The organism is Akkermansia sp. N21116, from assembly GCF_029854705.2.
Taxonomy (GTDB): Bacteria; Verrucomicrobiota; Verrucomicrobiia; order Verrucomicrobiales; family Akkermansiaceae; genus Akkermansia.
Map to the genome: position 1 here is coordinate 578,767 of NZ_CP139035.1, position 21,463 is coordinate 600,229.

Sequence of the window (21,463 nt, forward strand, 5' to 3'; positions counted from 1 at the left end):
GCAATCAGGAAGTTAAAGAGGGGTTGTTTTCATCAAAAGGAAGGCGGTCGCAACAGCCGAAGCGTTGCATGACGGCGGAAATGTCCATCTGATCCGTTTGAGTGTAACGGCGTAACTGCATCATGACTTTCCGACTCAAAACGGGAGAAAGAAGTCCGCCGGACGGGGAGTTTCCCCGGTAGCTGCTGAAACCGTTTGGTAACAGTTGATGGAATTCGTGAATCGAACGGAAATAAGCAGGGTCGGGAAGTTCTGATGTTTCTACAGGAATGAACAAGTCGAATGCTTCGATTGATTTCTTGGGAAGAAACCATTGGAAAGGCGAGGGGCGGGAATGGAATTGAGAGGATATCAGGGAAACGCACCCCTGCTGGATTTCTTTATGGAACAGGGATGAGAGATGGAGACGGAATGAGTCGGAGGGATCTTCGGGTGAAACAGCCACATGAAAACCGGGATACGATTGTTTCAGTAAACGGATCAGGGAATTCCGGGTTTGTTCCTCCTTATCCATGCGGAAGAGGATACAGCTGCTAATGTACCGGTTGCTCATGGATCTGGTGCGTTGACGTTGATAGAAAAGATTATGTCTGGAAACCCGGATATTGAGTTCTCCAAAATGAGCTGCCGCACCCAAGGCAATGTCGGTTGGCAGACGGTAGTGAGAAAAGACTCGGGCGACTCGTTCCCGGCTTCGGGCAGGGATGACCATGGCATGTGTCCCCCACACATACGGGCAATCCGGGTCTCGAGATTTCGTCTGAAAGGGGGTAAAGACAGGAAATTCTTCTTCTGTTACGCCAGCACAAGGGTGTGATGAAAAATAGAAAAACAGCCGGAAAATATCTGTTTCCAGATGGGATGCCAATTCCTGTTTCAGGGCGGATTCCAAACGGGCATTGTCAATTTGCGGGTAGGCGTCGCTTTCCCCGAAAATGACCATATCATCATCGTCAAAGCGATGATCTCTCAGCATCCGTATAAACGAGGCTCTCAGCGAACGAACATGGGAACGTTCGACCGAGGCGGGGTTTCTGCCCAAGTAGCGGGCACTTTCCTGTTCTTTGGCATCCGTCAGGCAAGACGTGTTCCGGATAGATGGATAGGGCAGAATCTCATACCCGGCACCATGAAGAGCGGCAGCTCCTTCCAGAAATTCGCCCGGCGATGAAATTAATACGCATTTCATCACAAATTCTCCTTCTGGGTTTTCTGTTCCAAGAAGAAACCTGAGAATGTTCGGTAATATTCAAATATGCAGTCCATATGCGTTATTGGTCGTTTGTTTGTGCAAGGAACTGTGAATTCCTTACAAACGACTATTATTCATTGGCATACGATTTTGACAAACAGAGAAAAACAAGTTTTACCGAACTATTTGTATATAATGGCAAAGCCAGAGAAGATGTGCTCGTGGCGATACCCTATCTTGCTGTCCAGGGTAAGGTAGCTTTTCCATTCACTTTGAATGTTCAAGGGAGTATCCCTTCATGCCGGGCAGTAAGAGGCTATTCGTTCAACGGGCGAATGGTGTGCCGGAAGGCTGTTTGCCCCCAACCGTCGGCAGATACTTCACGGACTTCCAGAGAGAAGTCTTTGACTTCTACGGCGTAGCCTGAGGCGTATTGGAAAAGAGCGCCGAGGTTGACGTAGAGTTTGTCTTGGGAGAAGTGGATGTCGCGGCGGTGGAGATGACCGTAACAGATGACTTCGGCTTCCGGTAGGAAGCGTTTGCGAAAGTCTTTAATGCGGCTTCTCATCATGAGCCAGGCGCGGAGGATCTGAAGCGGCCTTTCCGGAGGCCAACAGGCGTGCTGGAAGAAGCGAACGGGTTTGGAGCGTTTCCATGTCGGAACCTTGGCCGGATCTTCAGGGCAGGTTGGCGGCAGAACGAGCTTGGCGATGGTTTTGGCGAGTTCCATCCTGTGTTCGAGGTTGATATCCGCATCCTTGTACTCGCGGATGGTGCGCTTGTACAGAGCCTTGTTGTTCAGGTACTCACGTCCCCAGGGGGAAACCTGTTTGAAGAGGCAGTGGCCGTGGAGGGCGGCGATGCGACCATCCAGGCAGGTAAGAACGCTGTGTTCTTCATCGGGGTCGTGGTTGCCGGCCAGGATGATCAATTCGACGCCAGCCTCGGAGCACATGGTTTCGAAGTCCCGGCGCAGTTTCCCGGCGCGTTCCAAGAAGTCTTCTTCCCGGGTTTCGGAGAAATCCCCGCAGATGACAAGTATCCGGCATCCTTCCAGCAGGAAGCGTATCTGTTCCACATCGCGGATAGCGGATTTGGCATGCCCGAGGTGGAGGTCGGAGATGAACCGGATGGTTTGGCCGGGAAGGGCGGGCAGGTCTTTCTTCATTCGGTTTTCAGGGAACGCTGGCGGACGGCTTCATAGAGGCAGACGCCCGTTGCTACGGATACGTTGAGGCAGGGCACGAATCCCTTCATGGGAATGCGAATGAGGAAATCGCAATTTTCTTCCGTCAAGCGACGCATGCCGTCGCCTTCCGCTCCCATGACGAGAGCCGTCGGCCCGGTAAAATCCATTTCGTAGAGGTTGCGGTCTCCCTTGTCGGATGTGCCGACGATCCAGACTCCCAGGTCTTTGAGTTCTTTTATTGTACGAACCAGATTGGTGACCTGGACGAACGGGACTTTTTCCGCAGCTCCGACGGAGACGCGGAGTACAGTGTCCGTGATCCCGACAGATTTATCTTTGGGGGCAATGACGGCGTCGACGCCTGCGCCATCCGCCGTCCGCAAGATGGCGCCGAGATTGTGCGGATCCTGGATACAGTCAAGAATCAGGAGGAGAGGGATGGTTTTGGCACGGACGATATCTTCCAAGACCTCTTCTCCCAGTGCCCTGACGGCAATTGTCGGTGCCGGGTTGACGTGCTTGTTCTGACGGGCATTGTGATCGTTTCCGCGCGGTCTCATTGTGCAGGGATTATCCTGTTTCTGTCTCAATTTCCAGCCAAAAGACCGTATTCGTTACTTTTATAGAAGGTTGAGGAAACGTATGGAATCGTCCTTCTTATCCCGTTTCCGGGAGTGATCGGGAAGATGAATGGGGAGAAGTAGACATCGGGGAGATATATTGCTTCTCCCGTATGGTACCGGATTGAGTGTAATTGAGGCGTGACTTGTCCCGGAGGGGGGCGTAGAGTCGCCCCCGGAGTTCAACACATGAGAACAAGCGACTTCCTCGTCATTGGATCCGGTGTGGCCGGATTGAGTTTTGCCTTAAGGGCTGCCAAATATGGCAGCGTGGTTGTTATTACGAAGAGCAGTGCGCTCGAATCGAGTTCCGCGAAGGCTCAGGGCGGTATTGCCGCCGTGATGGACAAGGACGATTCGTTTAAAGAGCATATCGAAGACACATTGGTAGCCGGTGCCGGACTTTGCGATGAAAGTGCTGTCCGCGTTATTGTGGAGGAAGCGCCGGATGCCATTCGCGAGTTGCTTGACTGGGGAGTTGCCTTCGACCAGGAAGAAAATCATCATTACGAACTCGGACGCGAGGGTGGGCATTCGCATCGCCGGATCCTGCATGCAAAGGATACGACGGGATTGGAAATCAGTACCAAACTGCTTGAAGCAGCCAAACGTTCCCCTAATATTACGCTGTTGGAACACCATTTTGCAATCGACTTGATTACGACGGGCAAGCTGGGCCTCGTGACGGAAGATCGCGTGTTGGGAGCCTACGTTCTGAATCGTGAGACGGGAGATGTGGATATTTTCCGTTCCGATCGCGTTTTGTTGGCAACTGGCGGTACTGGTCGTGTGTATCAGTACACAACCAATCCGAATTCTGCTACGGGCGACGGCATCGCGATGGCTTGGCGTGCCGGGGCGACAATTTCCAACATGGAGTTTGTCCAGTTCCATCCCACTTGTTTCTACAACAAGCGAGCCGAAGGGGCGGAGTCCCGCTCATTTCTGATCTCCGAGGCCGTGCGCGGTGAAGGAGGGGTGCTGATCGGTGCGGACGGACAGGAATTCATGTCCCGCTATGACAAACGCAAATCCCTGGCTCCCCGCGACATTGTGGCGCGAGCCATTGATTCGGAGATGAAGCGGACAGGCAGTCCGTGCGTGTTTGTCGACATTTCCCATAAGCCCGAGGGCTTTGTAGAGGAACGCTTCCCTTTGATTTATGAAACGTGCCGCAAGTACGGTATTGATCCTGCACATGAACCGATTCCGGTTGTCCCGGCTGCCCATTACCAGTGCGGCGGTGTCTTGACGGATATCAACGGTCAGTCTACTCTGAGAGGTCTTTTCGTTGCCGGAGAAACGGGCTGTACAGGATTACACGGCGCTAACCGTTTGGCTTCCAATTCTCTTCTGGAATGTGTCGTTATAGCCAAACGTTCTTTGAAGTCGATGTTGACCAAACTTCCTCTGGGGCGTGGTGAACCCCACGAATATCCGATTCCGGAATGGCACCATGGCGATACGGCTCTGCCCGATGAGCTTGCTATCATCTATCACAATTGGGATGAAATCCGTACGCTGATGCAGGATTACGTTTCCATCGTCCGGACGGACAAGCGCCTCAAGCGGGCAGCGGCCCGCTTGCGCATGCTGCACCGGGAAGTCAAAGAATTTTATTGGGGATATAGAATTACGCCGGAAATACTTGAACTCAGGAACCTGATTGCCGTAGCATCACTTATCGTGGATTGCGCAATCAGGCGCAAGGAAAGCCGTGGCCTGCATTATACGTCCGACTATCCCGCTCCTGCCAAGGACAGCGCACCGTCCACAATACGACGTTGGTAATTCCCCCGTAGATGCGCATTTTCATTCCAGTTCTCATCCTGATTGGTACATCCTATGCAGATATCCAGTCTTCCCCTTCTTCTCCAGAGGGGAAGGTGAAAGGTCCTATTGTGGCCGTACCGACACGCCGGAATGTCCCCTCCTCGCCATCACCCCGGGTATCAACATCTTCCATGCCATCGGCAGGTTCGTCCGGAAGAGCGCACTCCGCTGTCCCGAAGGTACCGATTATAGAACCCAGAAGCCGGACTTCCATCGTTAACGGGGTTTATCCCTGGCGGAAAAACATTACAGCTACGGTTTTTTGGGTCGGGGAAAGTGCTACGTGTCGCAATCCCGTTTCCAATGACAAGAGTTCCTGGGATGCTTCCTGGCAAGATAGTTTCGGAGGGTTTGACGATCCGGATCCGACGAAACGCGGATTGAATAGGCCGGCGGGATTTATTCCCAAACAGAATCCGTTTTACGTTGCCTTACCGTACAATGATGTTTCCAAGGGGCGTCACAAGCCGGAGGCGTCGCGCGTGATCCCGTGGTTCAACCGGGATTTCGAACGACCGGGCAAGAGCGTTTGCAAGGGCAAGTGGGTTCAGATCTGGTACAATGGTAAATATTGTTTTGCCCAATGGGAGGATTGCGGCCCGTTTACCACGGAAGACTGGGAGTATGTATTCGGAGATTCTCCTCCGAAGAACAAGGCCAATTTCGGGGCGGGAATTGATATTTCTCCTGCCGTCCGTGACCACCTCGGCATCAAGGGAGGGCATGCCGTTGTCGATTGGCGGTTTGTAGATTTCCACCGGATCAAGCCGGGCCCTTGGTCGAAGTACGGAGACAACAATCCCTTTCAGCGTCCCGAACTGGCTCCCGAGAAGATTCGTACGGATCGTCTCAAACGCCAAAGAGATGGCATTGAAAAGAAGTTGCTCCAGTCCGACATTGATAAATTGAGGCGGGAATTGCAGGGTTAAGTAGCTTGTTTTGCCGGCCTCGGAGTAGGCTTTCTTTATTACATTTAACGCCCCAGAATGGCGTAGGCTTCCGTCCATACGTCATCCCATGGAAGGTGTGTCAGCGCTCCGTAGAGAGGGTGGCTCCAAAGCCTGGCCCGCATAGCGGCCGGGCCGGGCTGGCCGATGAGGAAGCGTGTGAGTTGTTCCGCCCGGGCCAGCGAAGGGTAGTTGCGGGCAACGAGTTCTGCCAGGGCCAGGTGTTCTTCGTCCGTCATGGCGGTAGCAGGGCGTGTTTCTGGGATTTTCATCTGGTCATTCCGACAGGCGGAACAGTGACCGCACGGGGAACTGGGGAATCCGAAGTAATAGTCGAGATTGGCACTGAGACAGGATCCGTCAGTCAGGAAGCGCATGATGATGTTAAAGCGTTCCTGTTCGTGTTGCATGCGTTCGTACATCAAACGGACGTAGCGGTCACGCCAGACGGTCGGAGGCAGTGCGTCGGGCGAGGGTTCCAGCTCTATGGCGATTTGGCGGAAAGTCGTCTTCCATTCTCCGGTGGCGTCCAGATCTGCAAGCCAGGCACAGGCCTCGGCAAAAGAGATTCCGAAGGCAATAGCCGCATCCTCGACTTCACCTTCGCGGTGAGCGTTCAGCCAATGCAGACGTTCCGTTTCTTCGTGGTTCCGTCCGGAGAGGATAGTTTCCAGCGGGAAAAGGGGTTTGACTTTGTAGTACTGGTAGCCGGAGCCGGTTTCTTTCAGCGCGCCTTCCCTCTTCAGGTCGAAGAGAAGCCTGTTGAACACTGTTTCCGGAAGATCCGATTCCGTTGTTGCTGCATAGTAGGAAACGACGTGTCTTCCCCGGATGAGCAGGCGGGACAGGGCGACTTCCAAAGACCGCTCATCCGGCAGAGATGCGCGGATCCGGTTCCCGGCGGCGATCGTGTCTCCCGGAGAGATGAAGATAAGGCTCTGGGCGGGCTGCCCGTCGCGTCCTGCCCTGCCTGATTCCTGAACGTAGGCTTCCGGTGATGTGGGAGGATGGAAGTGGACGACGGAGCGCACATCCTGTTTGTCTACTCCCATGCCGAAGGCGATGGTAGCGACAAGGACATCGGTTTTCCCCGCGAGGAAAGAGTCCTGGATGCAGGCTCGGGCTTCCGTCGGCATGCCGGCGTGGTAGGAACGTGCTTTGATTTGGCGATTCTGAAGCCATGCGGCCAGGTTGTCCGTGTCTTTTCGGGTACGGACATAGATGATGCCGGGGGTATTGCCGGGAGACTGCAGAAATTCAAGCAAAGCATCATTGCGAACCTCTTCATCGACGAAGCGTACGCTACGGCGGATATTTTCCTTGCTTGGCGGAAGGCAGAAGGCGTCGTTTGCCCGGATGTCGAACAGGCGGATCAGGTCTTCCCTGACGCGGACGGTAGCCGTGGCTGTTAGAGCCAGAACTGCATGAAAAGGGCGCGTTTTGGCATAAGAGGGCAGTCCCAGGTAATCCGGGCGGAAACTGTGCCCCCATTCTGACAGGCAGTGAGCTTCGTCTACGACAAACAATCCAAGGGGGACCCCTTCCATGGCTCGTTGGAGTTCCTGTCTTTCCAGGGATTCCGGAGCGACGAATACCATGCTCAAGGTTACGGAGGAAATTGCATGAAGGACCTCGGTTTTTTCTTCATCCGTCAGTGAGGAATCATACCGTGCTGCGGCAATTCCCAGGCGGACGAGGCTGTCTACCTGGTCGCGCATTAGGGCGATCAGGGGAGAGACGACTACCGTCAATGCGTTCAGCATGACTGCAGGAAGCTGGTAGCATAAACTTTTCCCCGATCCCGTGGGCAGGACCCCCAGACAAGAGCGTCCGTCCAGGATTGTTTGGATTATGTTCCTTTGCAGGGGGCGAAAATCCTGTTTTCCAAACAGGGGAAGAAAGGATTCCGGAGTTTGCAGAGGATGTGGCATGAGATGCATGGTACAGTTCAGGCCGACGGATGGCGAGTCCGGTACCTGTCACGCCGGGGTTTCCGGTTTACCCGATCAGATATTTGCCGAATCTGGGAATAGAAAGCAGTCTGGCAATCAGGTAGGTGATGACAATGGTGCTGATTCCGATGGCAAAAGTACTGATGGGGAAGGGAAGTGAAGCGTTCAGAAGTTTGAACATCATGTTCAGAAAGAAGATGTGCATTAAATACATCCCGTAACTGGCTTCGGAAACCTTCCTGAAAAATGCATAGACGCGACCCTGGGAGGAAGGAAGGGCCTTAAAGAGCAGGAAAATGCCCGTACACATCAAGGCAACGTTGAAGGTGCAGAAACGCCAGCTCAATTCCAGTTCCGGTACCAGAACGGCTGTTTCCGTGCGATGATGGAAAACTCCGGCTGTAATGGCATAGCCTGCCAGAAACAGGAGTAGTCCGGTGACGACGTTCCGCCGGGGACTCCAGTGGATGTAGGTTCTGATATAGTGGCCGAGAACAACGTAACCGATAAAACCGGAGAAATACCAGAGGGTTCCGAATTCATTCCAGTCGCATTCGCCATAGAATCCCGGAACAAGTTCTCTTCCGTAATGGTAGAAGGTTGTCAGGAACCAGACTGCTAGAAAGGCAAGTTCGAATTTTCGGGAACATTCCCGGAGCCAGGGTGAAATAACAGGCATGAACAGGTAAAGCCCGAGCAACATGTACACAAACCACAAATGACCGCTAGCATCGGTAAAATTGTAGAGCAGGCGTTGGAGATTGCCTGTAGCCTGGTCAGTGGAAATTTCTCCCCAGGACAGCGGCAGGAGTGCGTATAGCAGGGACCAGATAGCGAAGGGGATGACGACACGCGTAAAACGGCGGCGATAAAATTGTCCGGGACTTTCCCTCAGAGGGACAAGCAAATAACTGGATACCATGACGAATAAAGGAACGGCAATGCGAAGGGCACTTGCAAACCACGTGACCCATCCTGTTGCTTCCGGTCCCGAAAAGTTGACTTTTCCACCTTCTCCGATGTAATAAAATTCAAAAGAATGGATCAGGATGACCATGCAGCAGGCTGCTGCGCGGAGATAATCGAGGAAGACGATTCTGTCTTGTTGTACCGGTACCGTGTTCATGGGAAAAAGAAACGTTGGAGATGACCGTTAACTACGGTGACTAACCGGCGTTTCTTTCAGATGCGGTACCCTGGTCTTTTTAGTGTAGGAACTTCCGGCTCCCTGCTATAGCGAATTACCGAACAGGGTGGAACCTGACATGGTCCCGGGACGCATCGTCGGATCGTTACGCTGGTCCTTCATGTCGAGAGGGTCGACGATGGAATCAGGGTCTTTGCCGGAGGTTGGAGAAGGTGTCGTCTGTTTCGGTTGTCCGGTCGTTGAGGATGACTTCCCGGGATCCTTTCCAAAAGGAGTGATCGGTCCGAATGAATCCGGAACGGAGAATTTGCCGGAAGTCGTATCGTCGTCCCCCCAGAGATACGACTTCCGGGAAGAGACTTCTTTGTCGTTGATCAGCAACGTGACTTTCCAGGTCAGGACGGGACCTTTTGTGAAGTATTCGTCCCCAATCACCGTAAAACATGTTTTTTCTTCTCCGCCGCTGCGGCCTTTAGGGAAGGAAATGATTTTTTTATGGACTTTGGAGCCTGTGTTCCCTTGTTGATATTCGAAGACGAGCCGGGCCGGGAGTTCCGGTTGCCCGTCTGTCCACGTGACGTAATAATACTGTCCCAGACGATTGCGGCGTTCTTTGGCCGTGATGGCTCCGTACATGATGTACGTTGTCTGGGCTCGCATGAGACCGGTTTCGAATGCCGAGGAATCCGTGGACTTGACGGGAACTTCCCGTACGGATTCCAAGCGGGATTCGTAAGTGCATGAGGAAAGCGCGCAGAAGGCGCCTGCGCAGAGGGCGGGAAGCAGTCTCATGCCGATATTGAACCGTGGCTGCTTCCGGGTGTCAAGGCCGGAGCAGGTCGGCGGCTTGCAGAGTTTACAGGACAAATTTGAAGCCAACGGCCAGCCAGACAGGCAGGGTGAGGAAGGAAACGAAGGTCGTTACCAGGCACACCTGCATGGCCAGTCCCGGGAGTCCTCCGAATTGTCGTGCGATGATGACCGGAATCATGGCGGAGGGAATTGCCGATTGGATGACCATGATCTGCTTGATCTCTGTACTGAAGGGAAGCAGCCATGCCAGGAGGAGGATCAATACCGGGGCGACTATCAGGCGCCCTACGATGCCGCTGATAATTGTTTTGGGTTTCCATTCGACGCTTTTCCAGGAATCGTACATGGTGGCACCGAAAAGAAAAACGCACAATGGAATGGCGCAGTTGCCCAGCATCTGCAGCGTCTGTTTGATGGGGGCTGGCGTTACGTAGCGGTCAATGCCTGTCCAAACCAGGAAGAGACCGAGCGTTACCCCGATCAGAGGCCCGCGCAGGAAGACTTTCGGAGAAATATTTTTGAATCCGCCGGAGAGGATAATGAGTCCTACCGTCCAGATAGCGATTTCACAACCGGTGTTATGGGTCATTAGGATACCCATCATCGGATTGCCCGGTGTGGTGAACATGACCGCAATGATGGGGATGACGAAGAAGCTGTAGTTCTGAATACCTGCCGCCAGAGTGAAAGTACGGAGTCCAGTACCGATATGGTACCCGAACAATTTGCCGACGAGCCATGCTGAGGCGATTCCCAACATGCACCCGGCAAAGCCCGCTCCGGCCGCTTCCAGCGAGAAGGCCGGGCTGCGCAACATCTCGTTGCCGAGCATGCTGGAGAGTACAAGACAGGGGTAGCAAATATCAATAGCCAGTTTGCTGATAGGCTTCTCGTGGTTCGGGAGCAGCCAATGCATTCTTCTGGCCAGCCAGCCGAGCCCGATGATGAGATAGACCGGAATAATAGCCAGGAAGGCGACGGCAACGGGATCGGTAGAGTTCATACTGTTTGTTTTTTGTTTGCCGCCCTGTCCGGGTGATCGAGGGCATCAAGGGGGATCAGCTCCGTGGCCTTATCTCATCCGATTTGATCCGGTAATTCGAGGGATTTTTCCGGCATGAAATTGATTTGCCGGGCGGGTTGTTGAACTGGGGATGCCGGGGAATTGAAGGGAGGTTGATATTTTTGGTCAGATAATTGCACAGTTCCCGGACAGAGCGGAACACACGGGAAGGATTGGCCGCTTCCAGTGCAGGGATGTCTGCCGTTGTTCCCCAGGCGGCAGATAGACAATCGACTCCGGCTTCTCGACAGGCGGAAATATCCGATACGGTGTCTCCAATGTAAAGGAAGTTGTCCGGACGGAGGCGGAATTGGCGCATGAGGTCGACGATGGCCGGTGCTTTACTGGAATACTTGTCCGAACCGGTTTTGATGGTACAAAACAGACCGGACATTTTGAATTGTTCCAGAGTGATGCGACAGCTTTCCTTTCCCTTGCCCGTGACGAGGGCAAGACGAATTCCCCTGGCATGCAGGGTATCAAGCAGTTCGAGGATACCGTCGAACGGACATGGGCATTGATCATGCAGGCGGCGATAGGCAGTGAGAAAGTCCCGGAGGGCCTCTTTCCATCGGTCATGGACGATTTGGCGGATCATACCGGTTTCATTCAGTCCGAAAGTCTGGACGATTTCCGTTTCGCTCAACCTATGTCCGGCATGCGGGGAAACGGCTTCTTCAAATGCCTGGAGGCACATTGGAATTGTATCCCCGATAGTACCGTCCAGGTCAAAGGCGATCATTTTGATCATTGTTGTTGTGTTCCATTGATGTTCCTGATGACGCGACAGGGATTGCCGGCGGCGACACAATGGGAAGGGATGTTCCTCGTGACGACGCTGCCTGCCCCGATGACGGTACCTTCTCCAATGGTGACGCCGGGGAGAACGATAACCCCGCCTCCCAGCCAGCATCCATTGCCGATGCGAACCGGCAGGGCGCGGGTATGGCAGAAGTAGGCGCCACTTTCCGGATTCCAGTCGTGAACGAGTCGTTCCTCCAGATCGATTGGGTGGGTCGCCGTGTAGATTTGCACGTTGGAAGCGATCAAAACATTGTTGCCGATCCGGATTTCATTGCAGTCTACAAACGTGCAATTCATGTTGATCGACACATTATTGCCGAGGTGCATATTGCGGCCGTAATCGCAGAGGAACGGTGTTGCAACTGATACGTTCGTCCCCATGCTGCCGAAGAGTTGCCGGAGAAGGTGTGTTTTTTCCTGTTTCCGCCCGTAGGGCAGGGAATTGTAGGATGCGAGCAGTTCCCGGGTTCTGTTTTTGTAGTCCAGAAAGATCGGATTGTGGCAGTCGTAAAGTTCACCTGCCAGGCATTTTTCGAGTTCAGTCATAGTACCCCGTATCATGAGGAGTGCTCCGTGACATCTCAAGTAACAGGGTGTTTCAAATTTTGGGGAAGCGGGGAGGAGTTTCTTCAACAAGTCTCCGTGCAATTGCCTCTATGATAAACAGAGCGGGGACTTGAGTCGTCGCGTTGTATCCTCCGTTGATCCTTTGCTGTTTAACGTTGTAGTCGATATTCTCGTCCGACAGATGGGCCAGCGTAGTATTCGGAGAATTGGTAATGCTCAGGATGCTGCATTGCCGGAGACGGAACTGCTGGACGATATCGATCACTTCTCTCGTTTCCCCGCTTTCGGAAAGGGCGATGACGACTGTATGTGCGTCCTCGGATTCCGTGATGGGATAATGCGTGTCTTCCAGACCGATAGAAAATTTTCCCAGGTTGGAAAAATACCGGGCTCCGTATTTGGCTAAAGTGCCGGATGAGCCCTGTCCGACGAAGATGACTTTTTGCGCGGTACGTACCATTTCCACCGCCTGGCTGATTTTTTGTTCGAAGGCACTGGTGGCCGTCCTTTGAAAATACAGCAGCAATTCCCGCAGATCCTTGCGGGCCGGTATTTTTTGAATCAGTTTCCTTTCCCTTTCCAGATGTTTCTTGAAATCGGAATACCCTTCGCATCCCACCTTGATGCAAAACCTCAAGATCGACGATGTGGACATATGGAGCTTGGCTGCCAGCTCGCGGATAGTCATGTAGCGGACCTGGCCCATGTGGGCAATGACATACTTGTAAATCCTGATATCCGTCTCATTGAATGCATGGACGGTTTCATAAGGGAACAGGCTGCTGCCATCGTGCTGGGAAGATTGATCATTCATGGTAGCAATCCAATTATCGACTCATATCCGATTTCATATTCCTCGTCAATCAGGACGTAAGGAAGACCGTATTCGTTGCAAGCCATGAGATTAGCCCTGTTTTCAGCAATGAGTTCATCCTGGGATGGAGTATTACCGGGAAGGCGTTTTTCCGTGATGTTGGCAAAGGCTTGGATGTCTTCGAAATGATTGAGGATGTACGTATCGCTCATTACGAGGCAGATGAAGCGGATAGATGTCATATATTCAGAGGTAAAATCCTTGTGCCAGCTAAAGGGGATGTAACAGCCTTCAACAATCAGATTCTGCCCGTTTTCGATATTTGTCCTGATGATTTCACGGACAATTGGCCACAGGAATTCCGTTAATACATTATCATCATTTTCTGGCGTCAACGGGCAATGCCCGCTCCGAATGAGTCCCATCTTAAGATGGTCGATGGAGAGATAGGGATACTTGTACCGTTCCAGCAAGTGCTGTGCCAAAGTCGTTTTGCCTGTGTGGGTACTTCCGGTAATTAGAATAATCATGTTGAAGGGGTGTTTCTCTTTATTTCTCCTATGGGGCTGATTACCAAAATGTGCCTTTCAGTTGGAATCCCCAGTAATTAACGAGCCGCAACCGATGCTTGGTCTGGATTCTTTGGTTCCTGCTTTTTCAGGGAGAGGACGGACAGAATAGACTCAAGTTCAGTGCCGGGTTTTCTACTCATTGCAGGAACCTGTCGTACTCCGACCAGTTGGGGAGAAGTTCTTTTAATAAGACGGTTTTTCCGGATTCATAGTCCAACATGATCTGAATCTCTCCGCTGTGTTCATCCAATTGCATCATGTATTCGCGGCAGGCTCCGCATGGCGAGGCAGTTTTCCCATCAGGTGCTACGACAATGATCTTGTTGATTCGGCTTTCTCCGTTTGTAATCATATGGGCGATGGCATTTCTTTTCGCACACATACCCAATGACGATGATGTGTCGATGCAGACGCCTCCATAAATATTCCCCGACTTTGTTAATAGGGCGGCAGTGACTGCCCCTGCATCGATGAAGGGCGAAATGACTCTGCTATGGTGTACTTTTTCAGCAGCCTGATATAATTTATCCCAGATATCCATCTGTCGTGAAAGTTGATAAGGGGCTCCTGAAATTACAATTTCAAGGTTTCCAGATCATCGGGAATAAAAAGATTACCGGAGTAATACTTTTCCCCTTCATTCATGTAAAGTTCTTTGCGGTTATGAATGTTTTGATCCTCCGTGTGGTACAGAAGTAAATTTTCAACATCCAGATTTTCAGCCAGCTCACAGGCATCTTTAACCGTAGAGTGGTGTTTCTCGTAGGGCTTAAAGATATCTGCCTGGGAAAATAAACAAAATGCTTCATGCAAAAGCCATTTGCTATGCCTGGCATACTTTTCTGCTCCTGAATTGTAGGGTTCATCGCCACAGCAAGTGAGCTTTTTCCCATCGTCAAGTTCCATGCAAAAACCGAATTGTTTTGCTTTGGAAGAGTTGATATCAAAGAATATCACCTTCCTGCCGTTGATTTTGCGTTCTTCGCCATCAGATACGGTAACTAGATGAAACCGATGATCAAGGAAGCTTGCTTCTTTTTCCGAGAGAAGTTTCCCGGCCATGTCTCGAATTAACGCAATCACTTCATCGTGGGCATAAATATGGGCTTCACCTTCGTATTTGCCGCTTTTCATGAATTGGCAGATCAGGCGGACCATCCAGATGATTCCCATAAGATGGTCGATATGTTTATGCGTCACGAAAATTTCTTTGATATCCATCCAGTTTAATCCTGCGCACTTGAGTTGCTGAAGGATGGCATTTCCACCGCCTCCATCAACCATGAAGTATTTGCCGTTTTCCTCCAGGACAAAACAGGTGTTATAACATTCTGTTACAAGGGCATTGCCGGTTCCCAGCATTGTTAAATTCATAAATTGTCACCTCGAAAATGAATCAATGGAGTGCGTTTTGTCGGAGTATACGCACTTCTTTCCATGTATGCTATCACGGATTTCTGCATTTGCCTAGCTGGGAAAGAGCCGATAAAATACCCTGCCGAATGGAGATCCAGCAGGGTAGAAAGCTTGTCTTGATGTGGGGGGAGTACGCTGTTTTCCAGTATTATTCCCACTCGATGGATGCCGGGGGCTTGGTAGAGATATCGTAGAGGACGCGGTTGATGCCTTTAACTTCGTTAAGGATCTTGTTGCTGATTTCCCGCAGGAGGCTGTAGGGCAATTCCACCCAGTCGGCGGTCATGGCGTCTTCCGAGACGATGGCACGGAGGTTGGTGGCGAATTCGTAGGAACGCTCGTCGCCTTTGACTCCGACGGTCTTAACGGGGATGAGGCCGGCGTAGGCCTGCCAGATTTTGTCGTACCAGCCATGTTCTTTGAGTTTGCCGATGAAGATGGCGTCACAGTCGCGGATGATGTCGAGACGATCTTTGGAAACGGCTCCCGGGCAACGCACGGCGAGTCCGGGGCCGGGGAAGGGATGTCTCCACAGAATGTCGTGTTCGATGCCGAGGGAGGCGCCGAGGGCACGGACTTCGTCCTTGAAGAGTTCCGCCAGTGGTTCCAGGACCTTGCCTTGGGACTGGAGTTCCAGAATTCGGCCAACGCGATTGTGGTGCGTCTTGATGGTAGAGGCTTTGGACTTGGCGTTGGAAGCGCTTTCGATCACGTCCGGGTAGAGGGTCCCCTGAGCGAGGATTTCGGCATCGCCGACAGCGTCCCAGAAGACGTCAATGAAAAGTTCTCCGATGATTTTACGCTTCTTTTCAGGTTCCGGTACGCCGGCCAGAGCATTGAGGAAGCGTTCCGAGGCATCGACGGTTTCAATTTCGACGCCCATGCGCTTGAAGTTGGCGCGGACTTCGTCAGCTTCGTTTTTACGGAGGAGACCGTTGTCTACGAAGATGGCACGGACATTGACCTGGGCTTCGTGCAGGAGGACGGCGAGGACGGTGCTGTCCACTCCGCCGGAGACGCCGCAGACGACCTGCTTGTCGCCGACGCGTTCCTTGATTTCGCGAACCATCTGGTTTTTGAAGTCGCCGATGTCGAACTTCTGGAGGTTTTTCGCAGTGGCAAGGAAATTGCGCAAGATGGTGTTGCCTTCATGCGAGTGGGTGACTTCCGGGTGGAACTGGATGCCGAAGCAGGTCTCGCCCCATTGCAGGGAGACGGGAATGCCGCTCTGGTTGCGAGCGATGATGCGACAGTCTTCCGAGATGTGGTCGACAGTGTCGGAATGGCTCATCCAGACTTGGGAGGTTGGGGAGACATCCTTGTAGAGGCCTTCGCAGGCACAGGGACAGAGGTCGGCGGGGCCGTACTCGCGCTTGTTGCTGGGTTTGACGGTACCTCCATGCTTGATGTTGAGGAGCTGCATGCCGTAGCACACGCCCAGGATGGGTACGTTGAAGGAGGTCAGCCACGTGTAGTCAAGATCGGGAGCATCGGCATCGGACGTGCTCTTGGGACCTCCGGAGAGAATGATGGCTCCGGGTTCTACGATATGGTCCAGATCTTCCAAGGCATACAGTTTGGCACTGTAGCCGAGTTCGCGTACGCGGCGCACGATGAGCTGGGTATACTGGGAGCCGAAGTCGATGACGGCAACGATGTGTCGATCGTCCATGGATATTGGGGTCGGTGGGGAAGGATTAGCAGCTGTAGTTGATGGGCTCTTCCGTGATCTGGATGTCGTGCGGATGGCTTTCCTTCAAACCGCCGGATGTGATCTGGACGAAACGGGCTTTCTCGCGGAGGTCGGCAAGATTGCGGGCTCCGACGTATCCCATGCCGGAACGGAGCCCGCCCATGAGTTGGAAGGTGACGTCGCCGAGCGTTCCTTTGAACGGAACCCGGGCTTCGACGCCTTCGGCGACGAGTTTGCCGGAGCTGTTTTGACCATAGCGGTCTCCGGAACCGCGGCGCATGGCGCCGATGGAGCCCATGCCGCGGTATTGTTTGAAGTGACGGCCCTGATAATGGACCATTTTGCCCGGGCTTTCTTCCGTTCCAGCCAGGAGACCTCCCAGCATGACGAGGTCGGCGCCGATGGCAAGGGCTTTGACGATGTCTCCCGAGTAGCGAATACCTCCGTCGGCAATGACGGTGACTCCTGCAGGCCGGGCCACGCCGGCTACTTCCTTAATGGCGGTGAATTGGGGCATGCCAACGCCGGAGATGATGCGCGTCGTGCAGATGGAGCCGGGGCCCACGCCTACTTTGATGGCTTGAACACCGGCATTGATAAGATCGGAGGCTCCTTCAGCCGTGACGACATTGCCGGCTATGACGGGTTTGTCGGAAAGTTCGCGCAGTTTACTGACGACTTCCATGACGCGGGTAGTATGACCGGTGGCGGCGTCGATGAAGAGAGCGTCCGCTCCGGCCTCAATCAGGGCTTGGGCACGTTCGTAATATTCAGGGCCTACTCCGACGGCGGCTCCGCAACGCAGGTGGCCGCTGGAGTCCTTGGATGCGTCGCCGAACATGGCGCGTTTCTGGATGTCGGTTTCGGTGATGAGGCCAGCGAGACAGCCGTTGGCATCAATGAGTGGCAGTTTTTCGATGCGGTGCTTGTAGAGGATGCTGCGGGCTTCTTCGATCGTGGTCGTAGGGGCGGCCGTTACCAGCTTGTCGAGGTGGGTCATGACGTCATCGACACGGGTTCCCTCGTAGTTGTCAATGCCGCGCATGTCGCGTCCGGTGATGATACCCTGGAGTTTGTTGTTGGCATCGACGACCGGGAAACCGGAAAATCCGTGTTCGTTCATGATATCTTGCACTTGGGCAAGCGTCATGTCCTTGGAGACCGTGAAGGGCTTGGGAATGACCGCGTTTTCGAAGCGTTTCACGCGGGAGACCATAGCTGCCTGCACATCGATGAGATTGTTGCGATGGATGACTCCAAGGCCGCCTTCCCGGGCGAGGGCGATTGCCAGTTCGGACTCGGTCACTGTGTCCATGGCGGCCGAGAGAACGGGAATCTTCAAATCAAAACCGGGAACAAGCTGGGAGCTGAGATCGGCTTCACCAGGGAGGATGGCGCTCTTGCGGGGCAGCAGGAGCACGTCGTCAAAACTTAAACCAATGTTAAAATCCGCCATGCGCGAATCTAATCTCTTCGGGGTCCAAAATCAAGACGAATTCCGTGCTTTGAATTGGAAAACATGCAAAGATTCCTGTTGCTGACGTAGAAAACGTTTTCCGGGACACCATGGCCATGCTTTGGCGACGGCCATGGTGTGAGGCCGGGTATTTCCCTGCCGGTTTTTATTTGCGGGGAGAGAATTGTTCGGTACGGAGCTCCTTTTTGTCCTTGTCGTAGTGAATGACTTTCATTTTCTGCGGATTGGCCGAGATGATGACGGCTCCTTCATTGTCGTTGACGAGGATGGGGAAGGGGACGTCTTTCTCTTTGCCGCCGGGTACGAAATAGTTTTTGTGGGTGTGGGCCGAGATCATGATGTCTACACCTGCTTTGGCCAGTGTGGGAACGAACATGGAACGGACGAGCTTCTCCGCATAGCCTTCTTCGACAAGGGCAGGAATGTGGATGATGGCAACGCGGTATGGAGCGGTCGTGAATTCACGTGTCCGGACAGCCTGTTTCAGCCATGCCTCCTGCTTCTTGAGGTAGGGGGCGAAATCGGTGACTCCTCCGAGTTCTTTTCTGGTGTCGGCTTTGTCTTCGCCGGCATCCAGCACAACGAAACAGACGGGACCCTGACGGAGCAGGAAGTAATATTCGCTGCCACTGTTGGGAGGGAATACATTGGGAAGATCCAGCGCGTTGCTACCGCGGTTTTCATGATTTCCGCGGACAAAGACGAAGGGAACATCCTTGGCGAAATCTTTGGCAGGATCGACGGCTACTTTGTAGAGCTGATCCTTGCCGCTGAGGTAGGAGACGGTATCCCCGTTTAGAATGCAGAAATCCGTTTTACCGGGTTTGACGTGCTGTCCGAGCAGATTGACGAGGCGTTCGGAATCCCCATGGATATCGTTGATGATGAAAACTTCGCATGTTTTGCTGGAAGGATTTAGAGTACGGAATGTACCGTCTGCCGGTTCTGACGAGGGCGGGATGGGATCTCCCTTTTTACCCCGGTCTCCGGCAAAAACCTTGTATTGGTAGACGGCACCCGGTTTGAGACCGGAGATTTCGACCTGGTGAGCATTGGTTTTGGTGCGCTTGAGGCCGTAGCGGGAATCCATCAGGATAGTCCGGTTCGTCGGTTGATCCTTGTCCCACAGTTCCACCCAGGCGGCTGTAGGTTTTTCCGTTGTCCACATGACGGTGGCACTGTCAGGGGCGATTCTTTGGAGATAGGGGCCATGGACGGTGGGTTCGTATGGTTCATCGGCATGTGCGGCTATCGCTGTGCAGAAAAGAGAGCAGGACAGGAGGGAAAGGGTCAGTTTTTTCATTGTATATCTGTTACTGCAAAATAGATATCGATCTTTCATGCGGGAGGATAAAATCTCAATTGCTCCTATGATTTGATCAAGGATCCCGGAGGAAAAAGAGGCTCGTGGGAAATTATGAGGACGTTTCAGTCCGAGGGGTTGACTTTGTTCAATTTGATTGTTAACAGAGGGTTCGTAACAGGAGAAAAAATATGGTTAATAAGGATATTCCCAGAAAGTTCATGCAGGAGTTCAAGGCTTTTGCTATGAAAGGCAATGTGGTAGATCTTGCGGTGGCCGTTGTGATCGGCGGCGCCTTCGGCAAGATCGTCAATTCCCTTGTTGCGGACATCATCATGCCTCTGGTCGGTTTGTTGACCGGCGGTCTTGATTTGACGAAAGATGTTTGGGTTCTTCGTGCGGCGGAGGACGGTAAGCCGGCTTTGACGCTGGGCTATGGCCTGTTTCTTCAATCCGTGATTGATTTTGTGATTGTGGCGCTGGCTATTTTCATCATGTTGAAGATTTTGATCAAAGCTCGTCTCCAGCAGGAAGCCAAGCCGGCTCCTGCCCCGGTCAAACCTGATGATGTCGTCCTGCTGGAAGAGATCCGCGATATCTTGAAACAGCAGAAATGACTTCTTTATCCACCGACTCCGCACATCGGGAAAAAGCAAGGGCGGCCATTTCATCCGTTTTGTGGTCGCTCTTTTTGACGGGTATCAAGATTTGGGCGGGTCTTGCAACGAACAGTCTCGGTATTCTGTCGGAAGCCTTGCATAGCGGATTGGACTTCTGTGCGGCGGCAATAACGTTCTATGCTGTTCGGATGGCGTCGCGTCCGGCGGACGACGACCATCAGTATGGACATGAAAAGGTGGAGAACCTTTCTGCTCTGGCGGAAACGGTGCTGTTGCTGGTAACGTGCCTATGGATTGTCTGGGAGGCATTGGACCGTCTGATCTTTGGAGCGGGGTCGTTGGAACTGACTTGGTGGGCATTTGCGGTAGTTGCGGTGTCCCTGGCCGTGGACATCAACCGTTCTGCAATGTTGCGCCGTGTGGCGAAGGAGCACAAGAGCCAGGCCTTGGAGGCGGATGCCATGCATTTTACGACGGATATTTATTCGTCGGGAGTCGTCTTGCTGGGATTGGTTTGCGTGGGATTGTCGCGTTTTGTCGACGAGGGAAGTATCTGGCGTACCATGCTGGAGAAGGCGGATGCGGCAGCGGCTCTTTTTGTGGCCGGGATTGTTTGCGTTGTGGCGTGGGGGCTTGGGAAACGTTCGATCCATGCCTTGATGGACGGAGGATCGTCCGAAGTGAATGAGAAGATTTGTTCGGAATTGAGGACCAGTGCTCCCGAGTACCCGCTGTTGAGTCTTCGTTCCCGGGATATAGGTGCTAAAACCTATGTGGAAATGACAATTGGAACACCTCCGGAGTTACATGTGGAGGACGCGCACGAAGTGACGGAACTGATGGAGTCTCTGGTGCGCAAGGTTGTTCCTGATGCGGATGTTTTTATTCATGTGGAACCTTGTAGCATGCCTTTGCATGCATCTCCTGATATGGTGGCTCATGCTCTTGCTTTCCGTTACCATGTCCGGATTCATGGGTTTAGCGAAATCAGGAGGGGAAATGACCTTGTCCTGTTCATGGATGTGGAGATGCCGCCGGATATTTCCCTGAGAGAAGGTTATTCACGTGTCCGGGCATTCCAGGCTGATTTGGAGCAGGAATTGCATGTGACTGAAGTCGTGCTACGCATTGAACCGGACAAACGCGACTGGCCGGGGAAGTCGGACATAGGGAAGCTTTCCGAAGAGGAGGTCAGCCAGGTTGTGGAGAAACTTGGCAAGCAGATTCCCGACATTGTTTCAATTCGTGAAATTCGGTCGGATATCGTTAGCGGAGCCCCTATGATTGCCGTCCATGCGGTTGTTCCGGGCGGCTTGTCCATTTCCAGATGCCATGAGCTGGCTTCCGTTTTTGAAAAACGAATTCATACCGAACTTTCGTTTATGGGCAAGGTGGCTGTTATTCTTGAACCGGAAGAATAATTGCCGCATTTCTTTGTGTA

At 52.8% G+C, this 21,463-nt stretch carries 20 protein-coding genes; 4 read left to right on the plus strand and 16 right to left on the minus strand.

Annotated elements, in window-relative coordinates:
- Positions 1 to 4: 4 nt before the first annotated feature.
- The 3 genes from QET93_RS02195 to rlmB form a co-directional block, all read right to left on the minus strand.
- A complete protein-coding gene (locus tag QET93_RS02195; RefSeq protein WP_280133114.1) occupies positions 5 to 1,189 on the minus strand; it encodes a hypothetical protein in 1,185 nt (394 codons plus the stop codon).
- Positions 1,190 to 1,508: 319 nt separating this feature from the next.
- Entirely contained in the window at positions 1,509 to 2,360 is an 852-nt protein-coding gene (locus tag QET93_RS02200) for a metallophosphoesterase (RefSeq protein ID WP_280133115.1), read from the minus strand.
- Positions 2,357 to 2,941: a 23S rRNA (guanosine(2251)-2'-O)-methyltransferase RlmB gene (gene rlmB, locus QET93_RS02205; protein WP_280126082.1), complete on the minus strand. Its 585-nt coding sequence runs from the start codon at positions 2,939 to 2,941 to the stop codon at positions 2,357 to 2,359. The genes QET93_RS02200 and rlmB overlap by 4 nt, the downstream gene beginning before the upstream one ends.
- A 249-nt stretch (positions 2,942 to 3,190) precedes the next feature.
- Between rlmB and nadB the strand changes: the two genes are divergently transcribed.
- Together nadB and QET93_RS02215 are read left to right on the plus strand one after the other, a co-directional pair.
- Positions 3,191 to 4,792 carry an L-aspartate oxidase gene (nadB, locus tag QET93_RS02210; protein WP_280133116.1) on the plus strand — a complete coding sequence of 534 codons (1,602 nt, stop codon included), beginning with the start codon at positions 3,191 to 3,193 and terminating at the stop codon, positions 4,790 to 4,792.
- An 11-nt stretch (positions 4,793 to 4,803) separates the two neighbouring features.
- Positions 4,804 to 5,763, plus strand: coding sequence for a hypothetical protein (locus QET93_RS02215; protein WP_280126080.1), 960 nt, complete (start codon positions 4,804 to 4,806; stop codon positions 5,761 to 5,763).
- A gap of 44 nt (positions 5,764 to 5,807) precedes the next feature.
- Here QET93_RS02215 and QET93_RS02220 read toward each other — a convergent pair whose 3' ends face one another.
- The 13 genes from QET93_RS02220 to QET93_RS02280 form a co-directional block, all read right to left on the minus strand.
- Complete coding sequence (locus QET93_RS02220) at positions 5,808 to 7,721, minus strand: RecQ family ATP-dependent DNA helicase (protein ID WP_322190077.1); 1,914 nt, start codon at positions 7,719 to 7,721, stop codon at positions 5,808 to 5,810.
- Positions 7,722 to 7,779: 58 nt separating this feature from the next.
- Positions 7,780 to 8,859 (minus strand): acyltransferase, encoded by a 1,080-nt coding sequence (locus tag QET93_RS02225; protein ID WP_280126078.1) that lies wholly within the window; start codon positions 8,857 to 8,859, stop codon positions 7,780 to 7,782.
- 105 nt (positions 8,860 to 8,964) lie between these two features.
- Entirely contained in the window at positions 8,965 to 9,672 is a 708-nt protein-coding gene (locus tag QET93_RS02230; RefSeq protein ID WP_280133118.1) for a hypothetical protein, read from the minus strand.
- A 64-nt stretch (positions 9,673 to 9,736) separates the two neighbouring features.
- Positions 9,737 to 10,696, minus strand: coding sequence for an AEC family transporter (locus QET93_RS02235; RefSeq protein ID WP_280133119.1), 960 nt, complete (start codon positions 10,694 to 10,696; stop codon positions 9,737 to 9,739).
- Positions 10,697 to 10,751: 55 nt separating this feature from the next.
- Positions 10,752 to 11,507 (minus strand): HAD hydrolase-like protein, encoded by a 756-nt coding sequence (locus tag QET93_RS02240; RefSeq protein ID WP_280126075.1) that lies wholly within the window; start codon positions 11,505 to 11,507, stop codon positions 10,752 to 10,754.
- Positions 11,504 to 12,106, minus strand: coding sequence for a sugar O-acetyltransferase (locus QET93_RS02245; RefSeq protein WP_280133120.1), 603 nt, complete (start codon positions 12,104 to 12,106; stop codon positions 11,504 to 11,506). The genes QET93_RS02240 and QET93_RS02245 overlap by 4 nt, the downstream gene beginning before the upstream one ends.
- A gap of 52 nt (positions 12,107 to 12,158) precedes the next feature.
- Positions 12,159 to 12,941, minus strand: a complete 783-nt coding sequence (locus QET93_RS02250; protein ID WP_280126073.1) for a MurR/RpiR family transcriptional regulator — start codon at positions 12,939 to 12,941, stop codon at positions 12,159 to 12,161.
- On the minus strand, positions 12,938 to 13,471 hold the full coding sequence (locus QET93_RS02255) for an adenylate kinase (RefSeq protein WP_280133121.1): 534 nt from the start codon (positions 13,469 to 13,471) through the stop codon (positions 12,938 to 12,940). The genes QET93_RS02250 and QET93_RS02255 overlap by 4 nt, the downstream gene beginning before the upstream one ends.
- A 178-nt stretch (positions 13,472 to 13,649) precedes the next feature.
- On the minus strand, positions 13,650 to 14,054 hold the full coding sequence (locus QET93_RS02260) for a cytidine deaminase (RefSeq protein WP_280133122.1): 405 nt from the start codon (positions 14,052 to 14,054) through the stop codon (positions 13,650 to 13,652).
- A 32-nt stretch (positions 14,055 to 14,086) separates the two neighbouring features.
- Complete coding sequence (locus QET93_RS02265; protein WP_280133123.1) at positions 14,087 to 14,887, minus strand: MBL fold metallo-hydrolase; 801 nt, start codon at positions 14,885 to 14,887, stop codon at positions 14,087 to 14,089.
- A gap of 190 nt (positions 14,888 to 15,077) precedes the next feature.
- Entirely contained in the window at positions 15,078 to 16,601 is a 1,524-nt protein-coding gene (gene guaA, locus QET93_RS02270) for a glutamine-hydrolyzing GMP synthase (RefSeq protein ID WP_280133124.1), read from the minus strand.
- 25 nt (positions 16,602 to 16,626) lie between these two features.
- On the minus strand, positions 16,627 to 18,078 hold the full coding sequence (guaB, locus tag QET93_RS02275; RefSeq protein ID WP_280133125.1) for an IMP dehydrogenase: 1,452 nt from the start codon (positions 18,076 to 18,078) through the stop codon (positions 16,627 to 16,629).
- A gap of 166 nt (positions 18,079 to 18,244) precedes the next feature.
- Complete coding sequence (locus QET93_RS02280) at positions 18,245 to 19,402, minus strand: FN3 domain-containing metallophosphoesterase family protein (protein ID WP_280126069.1); 1,158 nt, start codon at positions 19,400 to 19,402, stop codon at positions 18,245 to 18,247.
- A 191-nt stretch (positions 19,403 to 19,593) separates the two neighbouring features.
- On the opposite strand from QET93_RS02280, the gene mscL reads away from it, so the two are divergent.
- Both mscL and QET93_RS02290 read left to right on the plus strand, forming a co-directional pair.
- On the plus strand, positions 19,594 to 20,019 hold the full coding sequence (gene mscL / locus QET93_RS02285; RefSeq protein WP_280133126.1) for a large-conductance mechanosensitive channel protein MscL: 426 nt from the start codon (positions 19,594 to 19,596) through the stop codon (positions 20,017 to 20,019).
- Positions 20,016 to 21,443, plus strand: a complete 1,428-nt coding sequence (locus tag QET93_RS02290; protein WP_280133127.1) for a cation diffusion facilitator family transporter — start codon at positions 20,016 to 20,018, stop codon at positions 21,441 to 21,443. The genes mscL and QET93_RS02290 overlap by 4 nt, the downstream gene beginning before the upstream one ends.
- Positions 21,444 to 21,463 lie beyond the last annotated feature (20 nt).